The organism is Palleronia salina (assembly GCF_900141995.1).
GTDB lineage: Bacteria > Pseudomonadota > Alphaproteobacteria > Rhodobacterales > Rhodobacteraceae > Palleronia > Palleronia salina.
Map to the genome: position 1 here is coordinate 368111 of NZ_FQZA01000003.1, position 13438 is coordinate 381548.

General features: G+C 68.0%; 18 protein-coding genes. 17 read left to right on the forward strand and 1 reads right to left on the reverse strand.

Annotation, left to right across the window (positions count from 1 at the left end; genetic code table 11):
* Positions 1–32: 32 nt before the first annotated feature.
* The 17 genes from hydA (at position 33) to rbsK (ending at position 13177) form a co-directional block, all read left to right on the forward strand.
* Entirely contained in the window at positions 33–1487 is a 1455-nt protein-coding gene (hydA, locus tag BUB76_RS07120) for a dihydropyrimidinase (protein WP_073128056.1), read from the forward strand.
* Positions 1487–2293, forward strand: coding sequence for an ABC transporter ATP-binding protein (locus BUB76_RS07125; protein WP_073128057.1), 807 nt, complete (start codon positions 1487–1489; stop codon positions 2291–2293). The genes hydA and BUB76_RS07125 overlap by 1 nt, the downstream gene beginning before the upstream one ends.
* A 253-nt stretch (positions 2294–2546) precedes the next feature.
* A complete protein-coding gene (locus tag BUB76_RS07130; protein ID WP_084140577.1) occupies positions 2547–3545 on the forward strand; it encodes an ABC transporter permease in 999 nt (332 codons plus the stop codon).
* Entirely contained in the window at positions 3542–4387 is an 846-nt protein-coding gene (locus tag BUB76_RS07135) for an ABC transporter permease (protein ID WP_073128058.1), read from the forward strand. The genes BUB76_RS07130 and BUB76_RS07135 overlap by 4 nt, the downstream gene beginning before the upstream one ends.
* 33 nt (positions 4388–4420) lie before the next feature.
* Positions 4421–5404 (forward strand): ABC transporter substrate-binding protein, encoded by a 984-nt coding sequence (locus BUB76_RS07140; RefSeq protein WP_073128059.1) that lies wholly within the window; start codon positions 4421–4423, stop codon positions 5402–5404.
* Positions 5405–5535: 131 nt separating this feature from the next.
* Positions 5536–6366 carry an urease accessory protein UreD gene (locus BUB76_RS07145; RefSeq protein ID WP_073128060.1) on the forward strand — a complete coding sequence of 277 codons (831 nt, stop codon included), beginning with the start codon at positions 5536–5538 and terminating at the stop codon, positions 6364–6366.
* Positions 6367–6669 (forward strand): urease subunit gamma, encoded by a 303-nt coding sequence (locus tag BUB76_RS07150; RefSeq protein ID WP_073128061.1) that lies wholly within the window; start codon positions 6367–6369, stop codon positions 6667–6669.
* A gap of 42 nt (positions 6670–6711) precedes the next feature.
* Positions 6712–7017 carry an urease subunit beta gene (locus BUB76_RS07155; RefSeq protein WP_073128062.1) on the forward strand — a complete coding sequence of 102 codons (306 nt, stop codon included), beginning with the start codon at positions 6712–6714 and terminating at the stop codon, positions 7015–7017.
* A 26-nt stretch (positions 7018–7043) separates the two neighbouring features.
* On the forward strand, positions 7044–7370 hold the full coding sequence (locus BUB76_RS07160) for a lysozyme inhibitor LprI family protein (RefSeq protein ID WP_084140578.1): 327 nt from the start codon (positions 7044–7046) through the stop codon (positions 7368–7370).
* Positions 7371–7436: 66 nt separating this feature from the next.
* Positions 7437–7745, forward strand: a complete 309-nt coding sequence (locus BUB76_RS07165; RefSeq protein ID WP_073128064.1) for a hypothetical protein — start codon at positions 7437–7439, stop codon at positions 7743–7745.
* 99 nt (positions 7746–7844) lie between these two features.
* Positions 7845–9554, forward strand: coding sequence for an urease subunit alpha (gene ureC, locus BUB76_RS07170; protein ID WP_073128065.1), 1710 nt, complete (start codon positions 7845–7847; stop codon positions 9552–9554).
* A 147-nt stretch (positions 9555–9701) separates the two neighbouring features.
* Complete coding sequence (locus BUB76_RS07175; protein WP_073128066.1) at positions 9702–9929, forward strand: DUF1127 domain-containing protein; 228 nt, start codon at positions 9702–9704, stop codon at positions 9927–9929.
* A gap of 22 nt (positions 9930–9951) precedes the next feature.
* Entirely contained in the window at positions 9952–10422 is a 471-nt protein-coding gene (locus BUB76_RS07180; protein ID WP_073128067.1) for an urease accessory protein UreE, read from the forward strand.
* Positions 10376–11056: an urease accessory protein UreF gene (locus BUB76_RS07185; protein WP_236737876.1), complete on the forward strand. Its 681-nt coding sequence runs from the start codon at positions 10376–10378 to the stop codon at positions 11054–11056. The genes BUB76_RS07180 and BUB76_RS07185 overlap by 47 nt, the downstream gene beginning before the upstream one ends.
* On the forward strand, positions 11053–11694 hold the full coding sequence (gene ureG, locus BUB76_RS07190; protein ID WP_073128069.1) for an urease accessory protein UreG: 642 nt from the start codon (positions 11053–11055) through the stop codon (positions 11692–11694). The genes BUB76_RS07185 and ureG overlap by 4 nt, the downstream gene beginning before the upstream one ends.
* Before the next feature lie 119 nt (positions 11695–11813).
* Positions 11814–12266, forward strand: a complete 453-nt coding sequence (locus BUB76_RS07195; protein WP_073128070.1) for an RbsD/FucU family protein — start codon at positions 11814–11816, stop codon at positions 12264–12266.
* Entirely contained in the window at positions 12263–13177 is a 915-nt protein-coding gene (rbsK, locus tag BUB76_RS07200; RefSeq protein WP_073128071.1) for a ribokinase, read from the forward strand. Before BUB76_RS07195 ends, rbsK begins: the two co-directional genes overlap by 4 nt.
* A 51-nt stretch (positions 13178–13228) precedes the next feature.
* Here the strand turns inward: rbsK and BUB76_RS18055 are convergent.
* Positions 13229–13438, reverse strand: a 210-nt coding sequence (locus tag BUB76_RS18055) for a hypothetical protein (RefSeq protein ID WP_214607522.1), incomplete at its 5' end; no start/stop codon positions are given.

Genomic DNA, 13438 nt, shown 5'->3' on the forward strand with positions numbered 1-13438 from the left:
CGTCGCGCCCTCAACAAACAGGGAGAATGCCAATGACCAAAGTCATCAAGAACGGCACCATCGTCACCCACGATCTGACCTACAAGGCGGACGTCCTGGTCGACGGCGGCAAGATCATCGAGATCGGCGAAGGGCTGACCGGCGACGAGGAAATCGACGCCACGGGCTGCTACGTCATGCCCGGCGGGATCGACCCGCATACCCATCTCGAGATGCCGTTCATGGGCACCTATTCCGCCGATGATTTCGAGTCCGGCACCCGCGCGGCGCTGGCTGGCGGCACGACGATGGTCGTCGACTTCGCGCTGCCCAGCCCCGGCCAAGGGCTGCTCGACGCGCTGAAGATGTGGGACAACAAGTCGACGCGCGCGCATTGCGACTATTCCTTCCACATGGCCGTGACGTGGTGGGGCGAGCAGGTCTTCGACGAGATGGAGACCGTCGTGAAGGAGCGCGGCATCAACACCTTCAAGCACTTCATGGCCTACAAGGGCGCGCTGATGGTGCAGGATGACGAGATGTACGCCTCGTTCCAGCGGTTGGCGGAACTCGGCGCCATCGCCATGGTCCACGCCGAGAACGGCGACGTGGTGGCGGATCTGTCGGCCAAGCTGCTGGCCGAGGGCAATAACGGCCCCGAGGGCCATGCCTATTCCCGTCCGCCCCAGGTCGAGGGCGAGGCGACGAACCGCGCGATCATGATCGCCGACATGGCGGGCGTGCCGCTCTACGTCGTGCACACCTCGTGCGAGGACAGCCACGAGGCCATCCGCCGCGCGCGCCAGCAGGGCAAGCGCGTCTGGGGCGAGCCGCTGATCCAGCACCTGACGCTGGACGAGTCCGAATACTTCAACCAGGACTGGGACCACGCCGCGCGCCGGGTGATGTCGCCGCCCTTCCGCAACAAGCAGCACCAGGACAGCCTGTGGGCCGGGCTGCAGGCGGGGTCGCTGTCGGTCGTGGCCACCGACCATTGCGCATTCACCACCGATCAGAAGCGCACCGGCATCGGCGATTTCACCAAGATCCCGAATGGGACCGGCGGGCTCGAGGACCGGATGCCGATGCTCTGGACCCACGGGGTGGGCACCGGGCGGCTGACCCCGAACGAGTTCGTGGCGATCACGTCGGCCAACATCGCGAAGATCCTCAACTGCTATCCCCGCAAGGGCGCGATCCGCGTTGGCAGCGACGCCGACATCGTCGTCTGGGATCCCGAGGCCGAGAAGACGATCACCGCGGGCGCGCAGCAGTCGGCCATCGACTACAACGTGTTCGAGGGCAAGAAGGTGAAGGGCCTGCCGCGCTATACCCTGTCGAAGGGCCGCGTGATGTTCGACACCGGCAAGATGCTGGGCCAGGAAGGCCACGGCGAATTCGTCAAACGCGCGCCCCTGGGCGAGGTCAACAAGGCGCTGTCGTCGTGGAAGCAGATCACCGCGCCGCGGCCGGTGGAACGCTCGGGCATCCCGGCGAGCGGGGTGTGATGCAGGCAACGGCCCAGGGTCGCGCGCCGGCCGGATCCGTGGTCGAAGCCAAGGCGCTGAACCTGACCTTTCACACCAATGACGGACCGGTTCACGCGCTGAAGGACGTGAACCTCGCGGTCGAGCGGGGGGAGTTCGTCAGTTTCATCGGCCCGTCGGGCTGCGGCAAGACCACGTTCCTGCGCTGTGTCGCCGGGTTGGAGACGCCCACGGGCGGCAGCTTGTCGGTCAACGGGCTGGACCCCGACGCCGCCCGCCGCGCGCGGGCCTACGGCTACGTGTTCCAGGCGGCGGGGCTTTATCCCTGGCGGACCATCGGTGGAAACATCCGCCTGCCGCTCGAGATCATGGGCTTTTCCGAGGAGGAAAAAAAGCGCCGTGTGCGCGATACGCTGGCCCTGGTCGACCTGGACGGGTTCGAGAACAAGTATCCCTGGCAGCTCTCCGGTGGCATGCAGCAGCGGGCGTCGATCGCACGGGCGCTCAGCTTCGATGCGGACCTGTTGTTGATGGACGAACCGTTCGGCGCGCTGGACGAGATCGTGCGCGACCGGCTGAACGAGGAGCTGCTGTCGCTCTGGGCGCGGACCGGCAAGACGATGCTGTTCGTCACCCACTCGATCCCCGAGGCGGTGTATCTGTCCACGAAGATCGTCGTGATGTCCCCCCGCCCGGGCCGCATCAGCGACGTGATCGACAGTCCGCTTCCGAAGGAGCGACCGCTCGACATCCGCGACAGCCGCGACTTCATCGACATCGCCCACCGCGTGCGCGAAGGCCTCCGCGCCGGGATGGAGGCGGCATGAGACGGGCGGATACGAGGGGCACGCGGCCCCCCGCATCACTGGTCACGGTCATCGGCTCTCCAGCCTGTACCGTAGATTCATGGTTGCCCCGGATTTCTGAACATTCTCTTAACGGCTGCCGCTTGGCTCCCTTGCTCCGTCGCACCATGAGTATTTTCGGACCAGTGATGACCGGAGCGCGCGTCAGCTTCATCACTGGTCTTCAAATACTCATGTCGAAGCCGTGCAACTCGGACGCCGGGAGGACGGCGGGATGACCGACACGCCGCTTTCCGCCCCGGGCGCGGGGGTCGGCCGCTCGGGCCGCGTGGCGCTGTGGCTGCGGGGCGCGGGCGGGCGGATCGTGCCGGTCCTGACCGTGATCGCGGCGCTGATCGCGTTGTGGTACGTCGCCTGCATCCCCATGAACGCGCATCAGTCCGTTCTGCTGGCCGAGCGGTCCGGCGCCGAGGTGACCCCCGCGGCCGCGTCCGAGCGGCGCAACATGGGGGGCATCGCGCTCAGCCTGCGGAATCCGGGCCCCGCGCTGTCGGCTGCCTTCGCGCAGGATCGACCGGTCCTGCCCGCGCCGCACCAGGTGGCGGTCGAGTTGTGGGACAGCACGGCGGGCATGCGGCCGACTTCGAAGCGCAGCCTGATCTTCCACGGCTGGATCACTCTTTCGGCCACGCTCGCTGGGTTCGCCGTGGGCACCGCGCTGGGCATCCTGCTGGCCGTGGGGATCGTGCACAGCCGCGTCATGGACATGAGCGTCATGCCCTGGGCCATCGTCAGCCAGACCATTCCGATCATCGCCATCGCACCGATGATCATCGTTGTGCTGTATTCCGTGGGCGTGCAGGGCCTGCTGCCGAAGGCGGTGATCAGCGCCTACCTGTCCTTCTTCCCGGTCGTCGTGGGGATGGTAAAGGGGCTGCGCAGCCCCGACGCCATGCAGCTGGACCTGTTGCGCACCTACGGCGCGACGGGCGGGCAGACCTTCTGGAAACTGCGGCTGCCCGCGTCGCTGCCCTACCTTTTCGCGTCTCTGAAGATCGGGGTTGCCGCGTCGCTGATCGGTGCCATCGTGGGCGAACTGCCCACCGGCGCGGTGCGGGGTCTGGGCGCGCGGCTGCTGGCCGGTAGCTACTACGGGCAGACGGTGCAGATCTGGTCGGCGCTCTTTGCCGCCGCGATCCTGGCCGCGGTGCTGGTGGCGATCATCGCCGGGATCGAGCGGATGCTGCTGCGGCGCATGGGGCTGGCGCGATGACGCTGGTGATCTTCGCACTCGTCCTCTGGGCCGCTGGCTTCGCGCTGAACGCGCGGCTGGCCACCGGCCCGGCCGCCGACACCCGTTCGGTGCAACTGGCCGTCCCGGCGATCTTCGGCCTGACCCTGATCGGGATGTGGGAGCTGATCGTCCGCGGGCTCGACGTGCCCGGCGTCATCCTGCCCCCGCCCAGTGCCGTCGCCGCCGCCTTCGCGGGGGAGCTCGACGTGATCTGGGCCGATTTCGTGCAGACCTTCGTGAAGGGCGCCCTGTCGGGTTACCTCATCGGCGCGCTGGCCGCGTTCGCCTTCGCCATCCTCGCCGACCGCTACGATTTCCTGAAACGCGGACTGCTGCCCGTGGGCAACTTCATGGCCGCGCTGCCCATCGTCGGCACCGCGCCGATCCTGGTGATGTGGTTCGGCTTCGACTGGGAGTCGAAATCCGCCGTGGTCGTGGTCATGGTGTTCTTTCCGATCCTCGTGAACACCGTGGCGGGGCTGGCCGATACGCAGGCCATGCAGCGCGACCTGATGCGCACCTACGGGGCGAGCTATGTCCAGACGCTGTTCAAGCTGCGTCTGCCGGCGGCCATGCCCTTCATCTTCAACGGGCTGAAGATCAGCACGACGCTGGCCCTGATCGGTGCGATCGTTGCCGAATTTTTCGGCTCTCCCACGCTCGGGATGGGCTTTCGCATCTCGACCAGCGTCGGACAGCTGGCGCTGGACATGGTCTGGGCCGAGATCGTGGCCGCGGCCCTTGCGGGCTCGGCCTTTTACGGCATCATCGCCTTCATCGAGAAGCGGGTGACCTTCTGGCACCCGTCCCACCGGGGCTGAACCTCGGGGAGATCCAACAAGGAGAAACATGTAATGAAGACCAGGATCATAGCCGCGGCCGTGGCCGCATTTGCCGGTGGCGCAGCGTATGCTCAGGACGAGGTCACCCTTCAGCTGAAATGGGTCACCCAGGCCCAGTTCGCCGGATACTACGTGGCCGAGGACCAGGGGTTCTACGACGAAGAGAGCCTGGACGTGACTATCCTGCCGGGCGGACCCGACATCGCGCCGCCGCAGGTTCTGGCAGGCGGCGGGGCCGACGTCATGGTCGACTGGATGCCGTCGGCCCTGTCGGCGCGCGAAAAGGGCCTGCCGATCGTCAACATCGCCCAGCCGTTCAAGACCTCGGGCCTGATGCTGACCTGCTGGAAGGACACCGGCATCACCGGCCCCGAGGATTTCCGCGGCCGCACCATCGGCGTCTGGTTCTTCGGCAACGAATACCCCTTCCTGAGCTGGATGAGCCAGGAAGGCATTCCCACGGACGCCTCGGATGACGGCATCACCGTCTTGAAGCAGGGCTTCAACGTCGACCCGCTGTTGCAGCGCCAGGCCGACTGCATCTCGACCATGACCTACAACGAGTACGGCCAGGTGCTGGACGCGGGCGTCGGCGAGGACGAGCTGGTGAACTTCAAGTACGAGGACCAGGGCGTCGCCACGCTGGAAGACGGGCTTTACGTGCTCGAGGAGAATCTCGAGGACCCGGCATTCGTCGACAAGATGGAGCGCTTCGTCCGGGCCTCGATGAAGGGCTGGAAATGGGCCGAGGAGAACCCCGAAGACGCCGCGATGATCGTGCTCGACAACGACGAGACCGGCGCCCAGACCGAGTCGCACCAGATCCGCATGATGCAGGAGATCGCCAAGCTGACCGCCGGCTCGAACGGCGCGCTTGCGGAAGAGGATTACCGCCGCACCGTCGATACTCTGCTGGCCGGCGGGTCCGACCCGGTCATCTCGAAGGAGCCCGAGGGCGCCTGGACCCACGAGATCACCGACGCCGCGCTGAACTGAGCTCGGCGCGCGGCCTTCGGGCCACGATGGAAGACGCAGCCGCCCGATATTTGGGCGGCTGCTGTCGTTTTGCCGGCCTCGCCCGCCCAAGCCCTGTGCAAACGCGCGCGGCTTGCTAGGATCGCCGCAGGATGAACGACACGCAGACCCTTGGATCACCCCAGGTGCAGCCCCGCTCGGTGGGGGGGCTGTCCGTTGTCGCCGCGGCGCGCGGCGGGGTCAGCGCGCTGTCGGACCTGCGCCAGTCGGGCGCGCTGAAGGCGCTGTTCCCGACCCCGCGCGGCGCGGGTGTGACGGCGGTCTGCATCAATACCGGGGGAGGCATCGCCGGGGGGGACCGGTTCGAGATCTCGGCGACGGCCCACGCGGACGCGCGCCTGACCCTGACGACGCAGGCGGCCGAGCGGGTCTACCGGGCCGCGGCGGCCGTGCCCGGCCGTGTGACGACGCGCCTGACGGTCGAGCGGGGTGCGACCCTGCACTGGCTGCCGCAGGAAACGATCCTGTTCGACGGTGCGCGGCTCAGGCGGCGGCTTCGGATCGAGATGGCCGAGGATGCGCGGCTGCTGATGGTCGAGCCGGTGGCCTTCGGCCGCCACGCGCGGGGCGAGGTCTTGCGCGGTGGCGCGTTCGAGGACCGCGTCGCCATCGACCGCGCGGGCGCACCGTTCTACCGCGATGCAACGCGGCTGTCGGGTGACATCGCCGGGCACCTGGCACGACCCGCCATCGCGGGCGGGGCAGGGGCCATGGCCCTTGTCGTCTTGGCCGAACCCGAGGCCGAGCGTCATCTGCCGGCCGCGCGCACCGTGCTGCCTGCCGGTGCGGGCGCCTCGTCGCCGGCGCCGGGCCTGCTGGTCGCGCGGTTGTTGGCCGGCGATTCCTTCGACCTGCGCCGCGCCCTCATCCCGCTGCTCGAACGGTTGTCGGGCGCCGCATTGCCCCCTGTCTGGAGATCCTGAATGAACCTGACCCCCCGCGAAAAGGACAAGCTGCTCGTCGCCATGGCCGCGCAGGTGGCGCGCGCCCGGTTGGCCCGCGGCGTGAAACTGAACCACCCCGAGGCCATCGCGCTCATCACCGATGCGGTCGTCGAAGGTGCGCGCGACGGCCGCAGCGTGGCCGACATGATGCAGGCGGGGGCGCAGGTCGTCACCCGCGATCAATGCATGGAGGGCGTGCCCGAGATGATCCACGACGTGCAGGTCGAGGCGACCTTTCCCGATGGCACCAAGCTGGTGACCGTGCACAACCCCATACGCTGAGATCCCGCGACGCGATACCGGCGCACCACGAAAGGACGGCCCATGATCCCCGGAGAATTCCTGACCGCAGACGGCGACATCACCCTGAACGAGGGGGCCGAGGCCATCACGCTGATGGTCGCCAATACCGGCGACCGGCCAATCCAGGTGGGCAGTCATTACCACTTCGCCGAGACCAACGCCGCGCTGGATTTCGACCGCGACGCGGCGCGGGGGATGCGACTGGACATCGCTGCCGGCACCGCCGTGCGTTTCGAGCCGGGACAGCGGCGCGAGGTTTCGCTGATCCCCTATGGCGGTGGTCGGCAGGTTTTCGGCTTCAACGGCGCGGTGATGGGCGCGTTGTGAGGGCCGCCCTGACGCTCGCCCTCGCTGTGTTTCCGCTGGCGGCCGGTGCACAGGCCCCGAATTGCGCCAACCCGGTCACGCAGGCCGACATGAACCAGTGCAGCTATGCCGCCTGGCTGGCCGCGGATGCCGAACTGAACCGCCTCTGGGGCATCGCCAAGCCCCGGGCCGACGCGGGCGGTTACGGCCAGGCCCTGCTCGACGCACAGCGGGCCTGGATCGCCTATCGCGACGCGGCCTGCGCCGCCGAGGCCGCACCCTATGCCGGCGGATCGATCCAGCCGCTCATCGTCAATTCCTGCTTCGAGCGGCTGACCCTGCGCCGCAACGAGGACCTGCGCACCGATCCTTAAGCACTATGGAACCCGTCGCAATTTGAGGGTTTTAATCAGGTTAACTCGGCAGATCGGAGCACGCTCATGACCCTGCCTCTCGACATGTGGCGCAGTGCCATGGCCTCGGCGCAAATGGTGGCCGAAGCGCAGGCGGTCATCGCGTACCGCCTTGCCGGGCTGGCCGGTGTCTGGTCCGTCGCCCCCACGGAAAACGCGGTGATGATCGGCGAAAAGGGCCCTGCCCTGCTGGACGCGCAAGCGGCGGCCTGGACCGCCGCGATGCGTGGCGGGCGCCCCGACCAGGTCTACAACGCCTGGCTCGGCCCCATCGGCAAGGCCACGCGGGCGAATGCACGGCGGTTGGGCAAGCGCGGATTGCGCCAGCGCGCCTGAATATTGGGCAAAGGGCGCGGCATTCACCGCCCGCCCTTGTCAGATCGCCACCAGCCCGGAACAGTGTCGGTGAAAACCGCCTGAGACCGGGACCCCGCCATGCCGACCAAGATTGCCCGCGCCGACTATGCCGCCATGTTCGGCCCCACCACGGGCGACAAGGTCCGCCTGGCCGATACCGACCTGCTGATCGAGGTCGAGCGCGACCTGACCACCTATGGCGAAGAGGTGAAGTTCGGCGGCGGCAAGGTCATCCGCGACGGCATGGGGCAGGGGCAGGCCAGCCGCGCGCAGGGCTCGATGGACACGGTCATCACCAACGCGCTGATCGTCGACCACACGGGCATCTACAAGGCAGACGTGGGCCTGCGCGACGGGCGCATCGCCAATATCGGCAAGGCGGGCAACCCGGACGTGCAGTCCGGCGTGGACATCCATGTCGGGCCGGGGACCGAGGTGATCGCGGGCGAGGGGCGCATCCTGACCGCCGGTGGCTTCGACAGTCACATCCACTTCATCTGCCCCCAGCAGATCGAGGACGCGCTGCATTCCGGCGTGACCACGATGCTGGGCGGCGGCACCGGGCCGGCCCACGGCACGCTCGCCACCACCTGCACGCCGGGGCCCTGGCATATCGGGCGCATGCTCCAGGCGCTGGACGGCACGCCCGTCAATCTCGGCCTCTCGGGCAAGGGCAATGCCAGCCAGCCCGCTGCGCTGGTCGAGATGGTCAACGCGGGCGCCTGCGCGCTGAAGCTGCACGAGGATTGGGGCACCACGCCCGCCGCCATCGATTGCTGCCTGAGGGTGGCCGACGACATGGACGTGCAGGTGATGATCCACACCGACACCCTGAACGAATCCGGCTTCGTCGAACGCACGGTCGAGGCCATCGCGGGCCGCACGATCCATGCGTTCCACACCGAGGGCGCAGGCGGCGGCCATGCGCCGGATATCATCAAGATCTGCGGCGACGAGAATGTCCTGCCGTCATCCACGAACCCGACGCGCCCATTCACCGTGAACACCATCGAAGAGCATCTGGACATGCTCATGGTGTGCCACCACCTCGACAAGCGGGTGCCCGAGGACATCGCCTTCGCCGAATCCCGCATCCGGCGCGAAACCATCGCCGCCGAGGACATCCTGCACGACATGGGGGCGTTCTCGATCATCGCCTCCGACAGCCAGGCCATGGGCCGCGTGGGCGAGGTCATCATCCGAACCTGGCAGACCGCCGACAAGATGAAGAAGCAGCGCGGCGCCCTGCCCGAGGAGACCGGCGACAACGACAACATGCGCGTGCGCCGCTACATCGCCAAGTACACGATCAACCCGGCGATCGCCCACGGCATGAGCCACGAGATCGGCAGCATCGAGGTCGGCAAGCGGGCGGACCTGTGCCTGTGGAATCCCGCCTTTTTCGGCGTGAAGCCCGAGATGGTGCTGGTGGGCGGTTCGATCGCCATGGCGCAGATGGGCGACCCGAACGCGTCGATCCCGACGCCGCAGCCCGTCTACTCGCGCCCCATGTTCGGCGCCATGGGCCGCGCGGCCGAGCGCGGATCGGTCCTGTTCGTCAGCGAGGCGGCCCATGCGGGCGGCATCAAGGCCCATCTGGGCCTCGCCAAGGACACGGTGGCGGTGAAGGGGACGCGCGGCATCGGCAAGCGCAACCTGCGCCTGAACGATGCCCTTCCGGTGATGGAGGTCGACTCCGAAACCTACGAAGTGCGCGCCGACGGCGAGCTGCTGACCTGCCAGCCGGCCGACGTCCTGCCCATGGCGCAGCGGTACTTCCTGTTTTGAATCAAGAGGCTGGGCATGGGATCGGGGCGGTTTCCGGGTTGCGCCCGCTGCAACGCGGCTATTCCGCATTGGGGCTAACGCTGCACTGCAGCAAGGCCTACCTTCAAGGTCAACGCACAACAGCAGACCCGGAAGGATACGATCGCCATGGCCGATATCAGCTTTCACCCCACCCACGTCGCCCAAGATGCCCTGTCCGGCATCAAGAACGTGTTCGCCCAGATCGGGCACGGCCTGGTCGCCATGGGCGAGAACTCCGGCCGCTACCGCCGTCTGACTGCCCTGAACCGCATGTCGGATGCGCAACTGGCCGAGCGCGGTCTGAAGCGCGAGGACATCGTGCGGCACGTGTTCGCGGACGTCTTCTACGTCTGATCCCGGCGGACGGGGTGGTGCGATGACCGCGCTGCCGCCCCGCGCCACGCGCGTCCTCAACACCGCGGGGGACGCGCCCGTCGATACCGTCCGCCTCGACTACGCTGCGCGGCTTTTGCGCCGCAAGCGGCTGGTGGGGCAGGGCGGTCTCGAATTCCTCGTCGATCTTGAACAGGTCACTTCGCTCGACCACGGTGCCGGGCTTTGTCTCGAGGACGGCCGCATCGTGGCCGTCGCCGCCGCGGACGAGCCGCTGGTCGCCATTACCGGGCAGGCCCTGGCGCGTCTGGCCTGGCATATCGGCAACCGCCACACCCCCTGCGAAATTCATTCCGACCGGCTGGTCATCCAGCGCGATCCGGTGATCGAGCGGATGCTGACGGGACTCGGCGCCGATCTGCGCCCGTTCATGGGCCCGTTCCGCCCAGAAGGCGGCGCCTATGGCCATGGCCGGACCATGGGTCATTCCCACGGTGAACACGCCCATGGATGACGGCTTGCTCGTGCTGGCCCAATGGCTGTCGCCGGGCTTCCCGCTGGGCAGTTTCGCCTATTCCCAAGGTCTGGAGTCCGCGATCGCCGACGGGGTCGTGGGCGACGCCGAAACGCTCGAACTCTGGCTGGCCGACACGCTCGCGCATGGTACGGGCCGGACCGATGCTATCCTGATTCGGACTGCCAATGCTGCGACGGATCGGAATGCCTTGTCCGAGGTCGACGCGGCCGCGCGCGCCTTCGCGTCCTGCGCCGGGCGCAGTATCGAGTTGCACGACATGGGTGCCGCCTTCTCCAATACCGTGGACGCGGTCTGGGCTTTCGGGCTGGACGGGCTGTCCTTCCCCGTCGGGTTCGGTGCCGCCTGCCGCGCGCGCGGCATCGACGTCGACCGGGCCGGGCCCTTCTACCTGCACGCGGGCGTGGCCAATGTCGTCGCCGCGGCGCAACGGCTGATGCCACTGGGCCAGACAAGGGCGCAGGGGGTCATCGCCGCGCTGTCGCCCCTGTGCGAACGGGTCGCCGCGGAAACGCGCGGGGCCACGCCGGACGATATCGCCACCGCAAGCTTCGCCGCCGACATCGCGGCAATGCGCCACGAAACACTGGAACCGAGGATCTTCCGCACATGAGCCGTCACGGTCCCCTTCGCATCGGCATCGGCGGCCCCGTGGGCGCCGGAAAGACCACGTTGACCGCGGCGCTGGCCCAACGGCTGCACCCGGGCCTGTCGCTGGGCGTCATCACCAACGACATCTACACGCAGGAAGATGCCGAGGCGCTGATGCGGATGCAGGTGCTGCCGGGCGACCGCATCATCGGGGTCGAGACGGGCGGCTGCCCCCACACCGCCATCCGCGAGGACGCGTCGATCAACCTGGCGGCCGTGGCCCGCATGCGCGAACGGCACGCCGATCTCGAGGTCGTGCTGATCGAGTCGGGCGGCGACAACCTGTCGGCCACGTTTTCGCCCGAGCTGGCGGACCTGACGGTCTATGTCATCGACGTGGCCGCGGGCGAGGAGATCCCGCGCAAGGGCGGCCCGGCCATCACCCGGTCTGACCTGCTGGTGATCAACAAGACCGACCTCGCCCCCCATGTGGGCGCGTCGCTCGAGGTCATGGCGCGCGATGCGGCCCGGATGCGCGGCGACCGGCCGGTGGTCTTCGCGTCCCTGCGCCGGGGCGAGGGCATCGCCGAGATCATCGAGATCCTTTCGCGAGAGGGTGGATTCGCCTTGCCGAGGAAGGCCGAGACCTCCGACGCCTGACCCGGCGCGCCCGGCGCGGGGCCTTTCCGTGGACAGGCGCGGCGCCGCACGCTACCCCTTGGGGACACGTGGCGAGGGAGGCGCGACATGTCCGATATTCCGGTCCCGGGGGCAGGCGAATGCTGAAGGGAATCGATCCGCGGCTGAATGCCGACGTTCTCTTCGCCCTGCGCGCCATGGGGCATGGCGACACCCTGATCATCGCCGACACGAACTTCCCGGCCGACGCGATATCGCGCGAAACGGTATTGGGCGAGTTGCTTCGCATGGAGAACCTGACAGCGGCCGAGGCCATAGACGCGATCCTGTCGGTCCTTCCGCTCGACACGTTCGTGGATGATTTCGCCGCCCGGATGGCGGTCGTCGACGATCCCGACTCGGTGCCCGACGTCCAGCGCGAAGTGCAGGCCACGATCGACGCCGCCGAGGGCGCACCGCGTCCGATGGTGGCCGTCGATCGCTTCGCCTTCTACGACCTGGCGCGCGACGGCTACGCCGTCATCCAGACCGGCGAGCGGCGATTCTACGGCTGCTTCATGCTGCGCAAGGGCGTCGTGGGGCCGGACGCATGAGTGTCGTGATCCTTGGCGTCTTCGTCGCCGATACCGCCTTCCATGCCGACCGGATGCCGGTCATGGGCGAAACCGTGTTGGGCCGAGACTTCGTGCTCGGTCCCGGCGGAAAGGGCTCGAACCAGGCGGTGGCCGCCGCGCGCGCCGGGGCCGACGCGCATTTCGTCACCCGACTCGGCACGGACGATTTCGCACGGCTCGCCCGGCAGACCTGGGGGGATGCCGGTGTGACGCCCCACGTGATCGACACGCCCGAAAGCTATACCGGCGCGGCCTTCATCTTCCTCGAGCACGGGACCGGGCAGAACGCGATCATCGTGTCCCCCGGGGCCGCCGGGCTGATCACGCCCGCCGATATCGATGCCAATGCCGGGCCGATCGGTGGGGCGGACGTCTTCGTCACACAGCTGGAACAGCCGCTCGACGCCGCGCTTCGGGGGCTGGAGGTCGCGCGTGCGGGTGGGGCCCGGACGATTCTCAACCCCGCCCCGGCCAGTGAGCTGCCGGACGAGATGCTGGCGCTTTGCGATTACATCACCCCGAACGAGACCGAGGCCGAGACGCTCACCGGCATCAAGGTCAATTCGACCGATGCCGCGCTGAAGGCGGCCAAGGCCTTCCGGGCAAAAGGCGTGGGGGCCGCGATCATCACGCTGGGGGAATCGGGGGCGCTCTACCACGACGGGGACACGACCCTGCACGTCCCGGCGATGTCGGTCGGCAAGGTCGTGGACACGACAGGGGCGGGCGATGCCTTCAACGGGGGATTCGCCACCGCCCTGTCCGAGGGAAAGGCGCCCGAGGAAGCCGTGAGATTCGGCAACGCGACGGCCGGGCTGTCGGTGACTCGCCCCGGCGCGGCCAGCGCGATGCCCACGCGGGCGGAAATCGAGTCGCTCCTGCGGGGGTAAGAAACCACCGCGGCGCAGGACGTTCCCGGGAAATGGCGCGGATTTTCCGGATCACGGACCGGTGATCCGCCCGGGATATGCTGCCGGCGCCTCGGGTAAGCCCCTGAATATCGGGGCCTTTGCCGGTGTCAGGATCGGCCTGGGCCGCGTGCCCGGGAAGGCTGCTTCAGAAAACTTCTCTCGGTGTTGAAAAAACTGCTTGCGGGTTTTGTCGTGTCTCCCTAGATAGCGCTTCACCGGCGGGGCAGCGGCCTTGGTCGG

Excerpts from the sequence above, each read along its gene's own strand:
- BUB76_RS07175 (WP_073128066.1), top strand. The coding sequence starts at position 9,702 with ATGGCCGATATCAGCTTTCACCCCACCCACGTCGCCCAAGATGCCCTG.
- BUB76_RS07155 (WP_073128062.1), top strand. The coding sequence starts at position 6,712 with ATGATCCCCGGAGAATTCCTGACCGCAGACGGCGACATCACCCTGAAC.
- BUB76_RS07135 (WP_073128058.1), top strand. The coding sequence starts at position 3,542 with ATGACGCTGGTGATCTTCGCACTCGTCCTCTGGGCCGCTGGCTTCGCG.
- BUB76_RS07125 (WP_073128057.1), top strand. The coding sequence starts at position 1,487 with ATGCAGGCAACGGCCCAGGGTCGCGCGCCGGCCGGATCCGTGGTCGAA.
- ureG (WP_073128069.1), top strand. The coding sequence starts at position 11,053 with ATGAGCCGTCACGGTCCCCTTCGCATCGGCATCGGCGGCCCCGTGGGC.
- rbsK (WP_073128071.1), top strand. The coding sequence starts at position 12,263 with ATGAGTGTCGTGATCCTTGGCGTCTTCGTCGCCGATACCGCCTTCCAT.
- ureC (WP_073128065.1), top strand. The coding sequence starts at position 7,845 with ATGCCGACCAAGATTGCCCGCGCCGACTATGCCGCCATGTTCGGCCCC.
- BUB76_RS07130 (WP_084140577.1), top strand. The coding sequence starts at position 2,547 with ATGACCGACACGCCGCTTTCCGCCCCGGGCGCGGGGGTCGGCCGCTCG.
- hydA (WP_073128056.1), top strand. The coding sequence starts at position 33 with ATGACCAAAGTCATCAAGAACGGCACCATCGTCACCCACGATCTGACC.
- BUB76_RS07195 (WP_073128070.1), top strand. The coding sequence starts at position 11,814 with ATGCTGAAGGGAATCGATCCGCGGCTGAATGCCGACGTTCTCTTCGCC.
- BUB76_RS07185 (WP_236737876.1), top strand. The coding sequence starts at position 10,376 with ATGGCCGGACCATGGGTCATTCCCACGGTGAACACGCCCATGGATGAC.
- BUB76_RS07165 (WP_073128064.1), top strand. The coding sequence starts at position 7,437 with ATGACCCTGCCTCTCGACATGTGGCGCAGTGCCATGGCCTCGGCGCAA.
- BUB76_RS07140 (WP_073128059.1), top strand. The coding sequence starts at position 4,421 with ATGAAGACCAGGATCATAGCCGCGGCCGTGGCCGCATTTGCCGGTGGC.
- BUB76_RS07180 (WP_073128067.1), top strand. The coding sequence starts at position 9,952 with ATGACCGCGCTGCCGCCCCGCGCCACGCGCGTCCTCAACACCGCGGGG.
- BUB76_RS07150 (WP_073128061.1), top strand. The coding sequence starts at position 6,367 with ATGAACCTGACCCCCCGCGAAAAGGACAAGCTGCTCGTCGCCATGGCC.
- BUB76_RS07145 (WP_073128060.1), top strand. The coding sequence starts at position 5,536 with ATGAACGACACGCAGACCCTTGGATCACCCCAGGTGCAGCCCCGCTCG.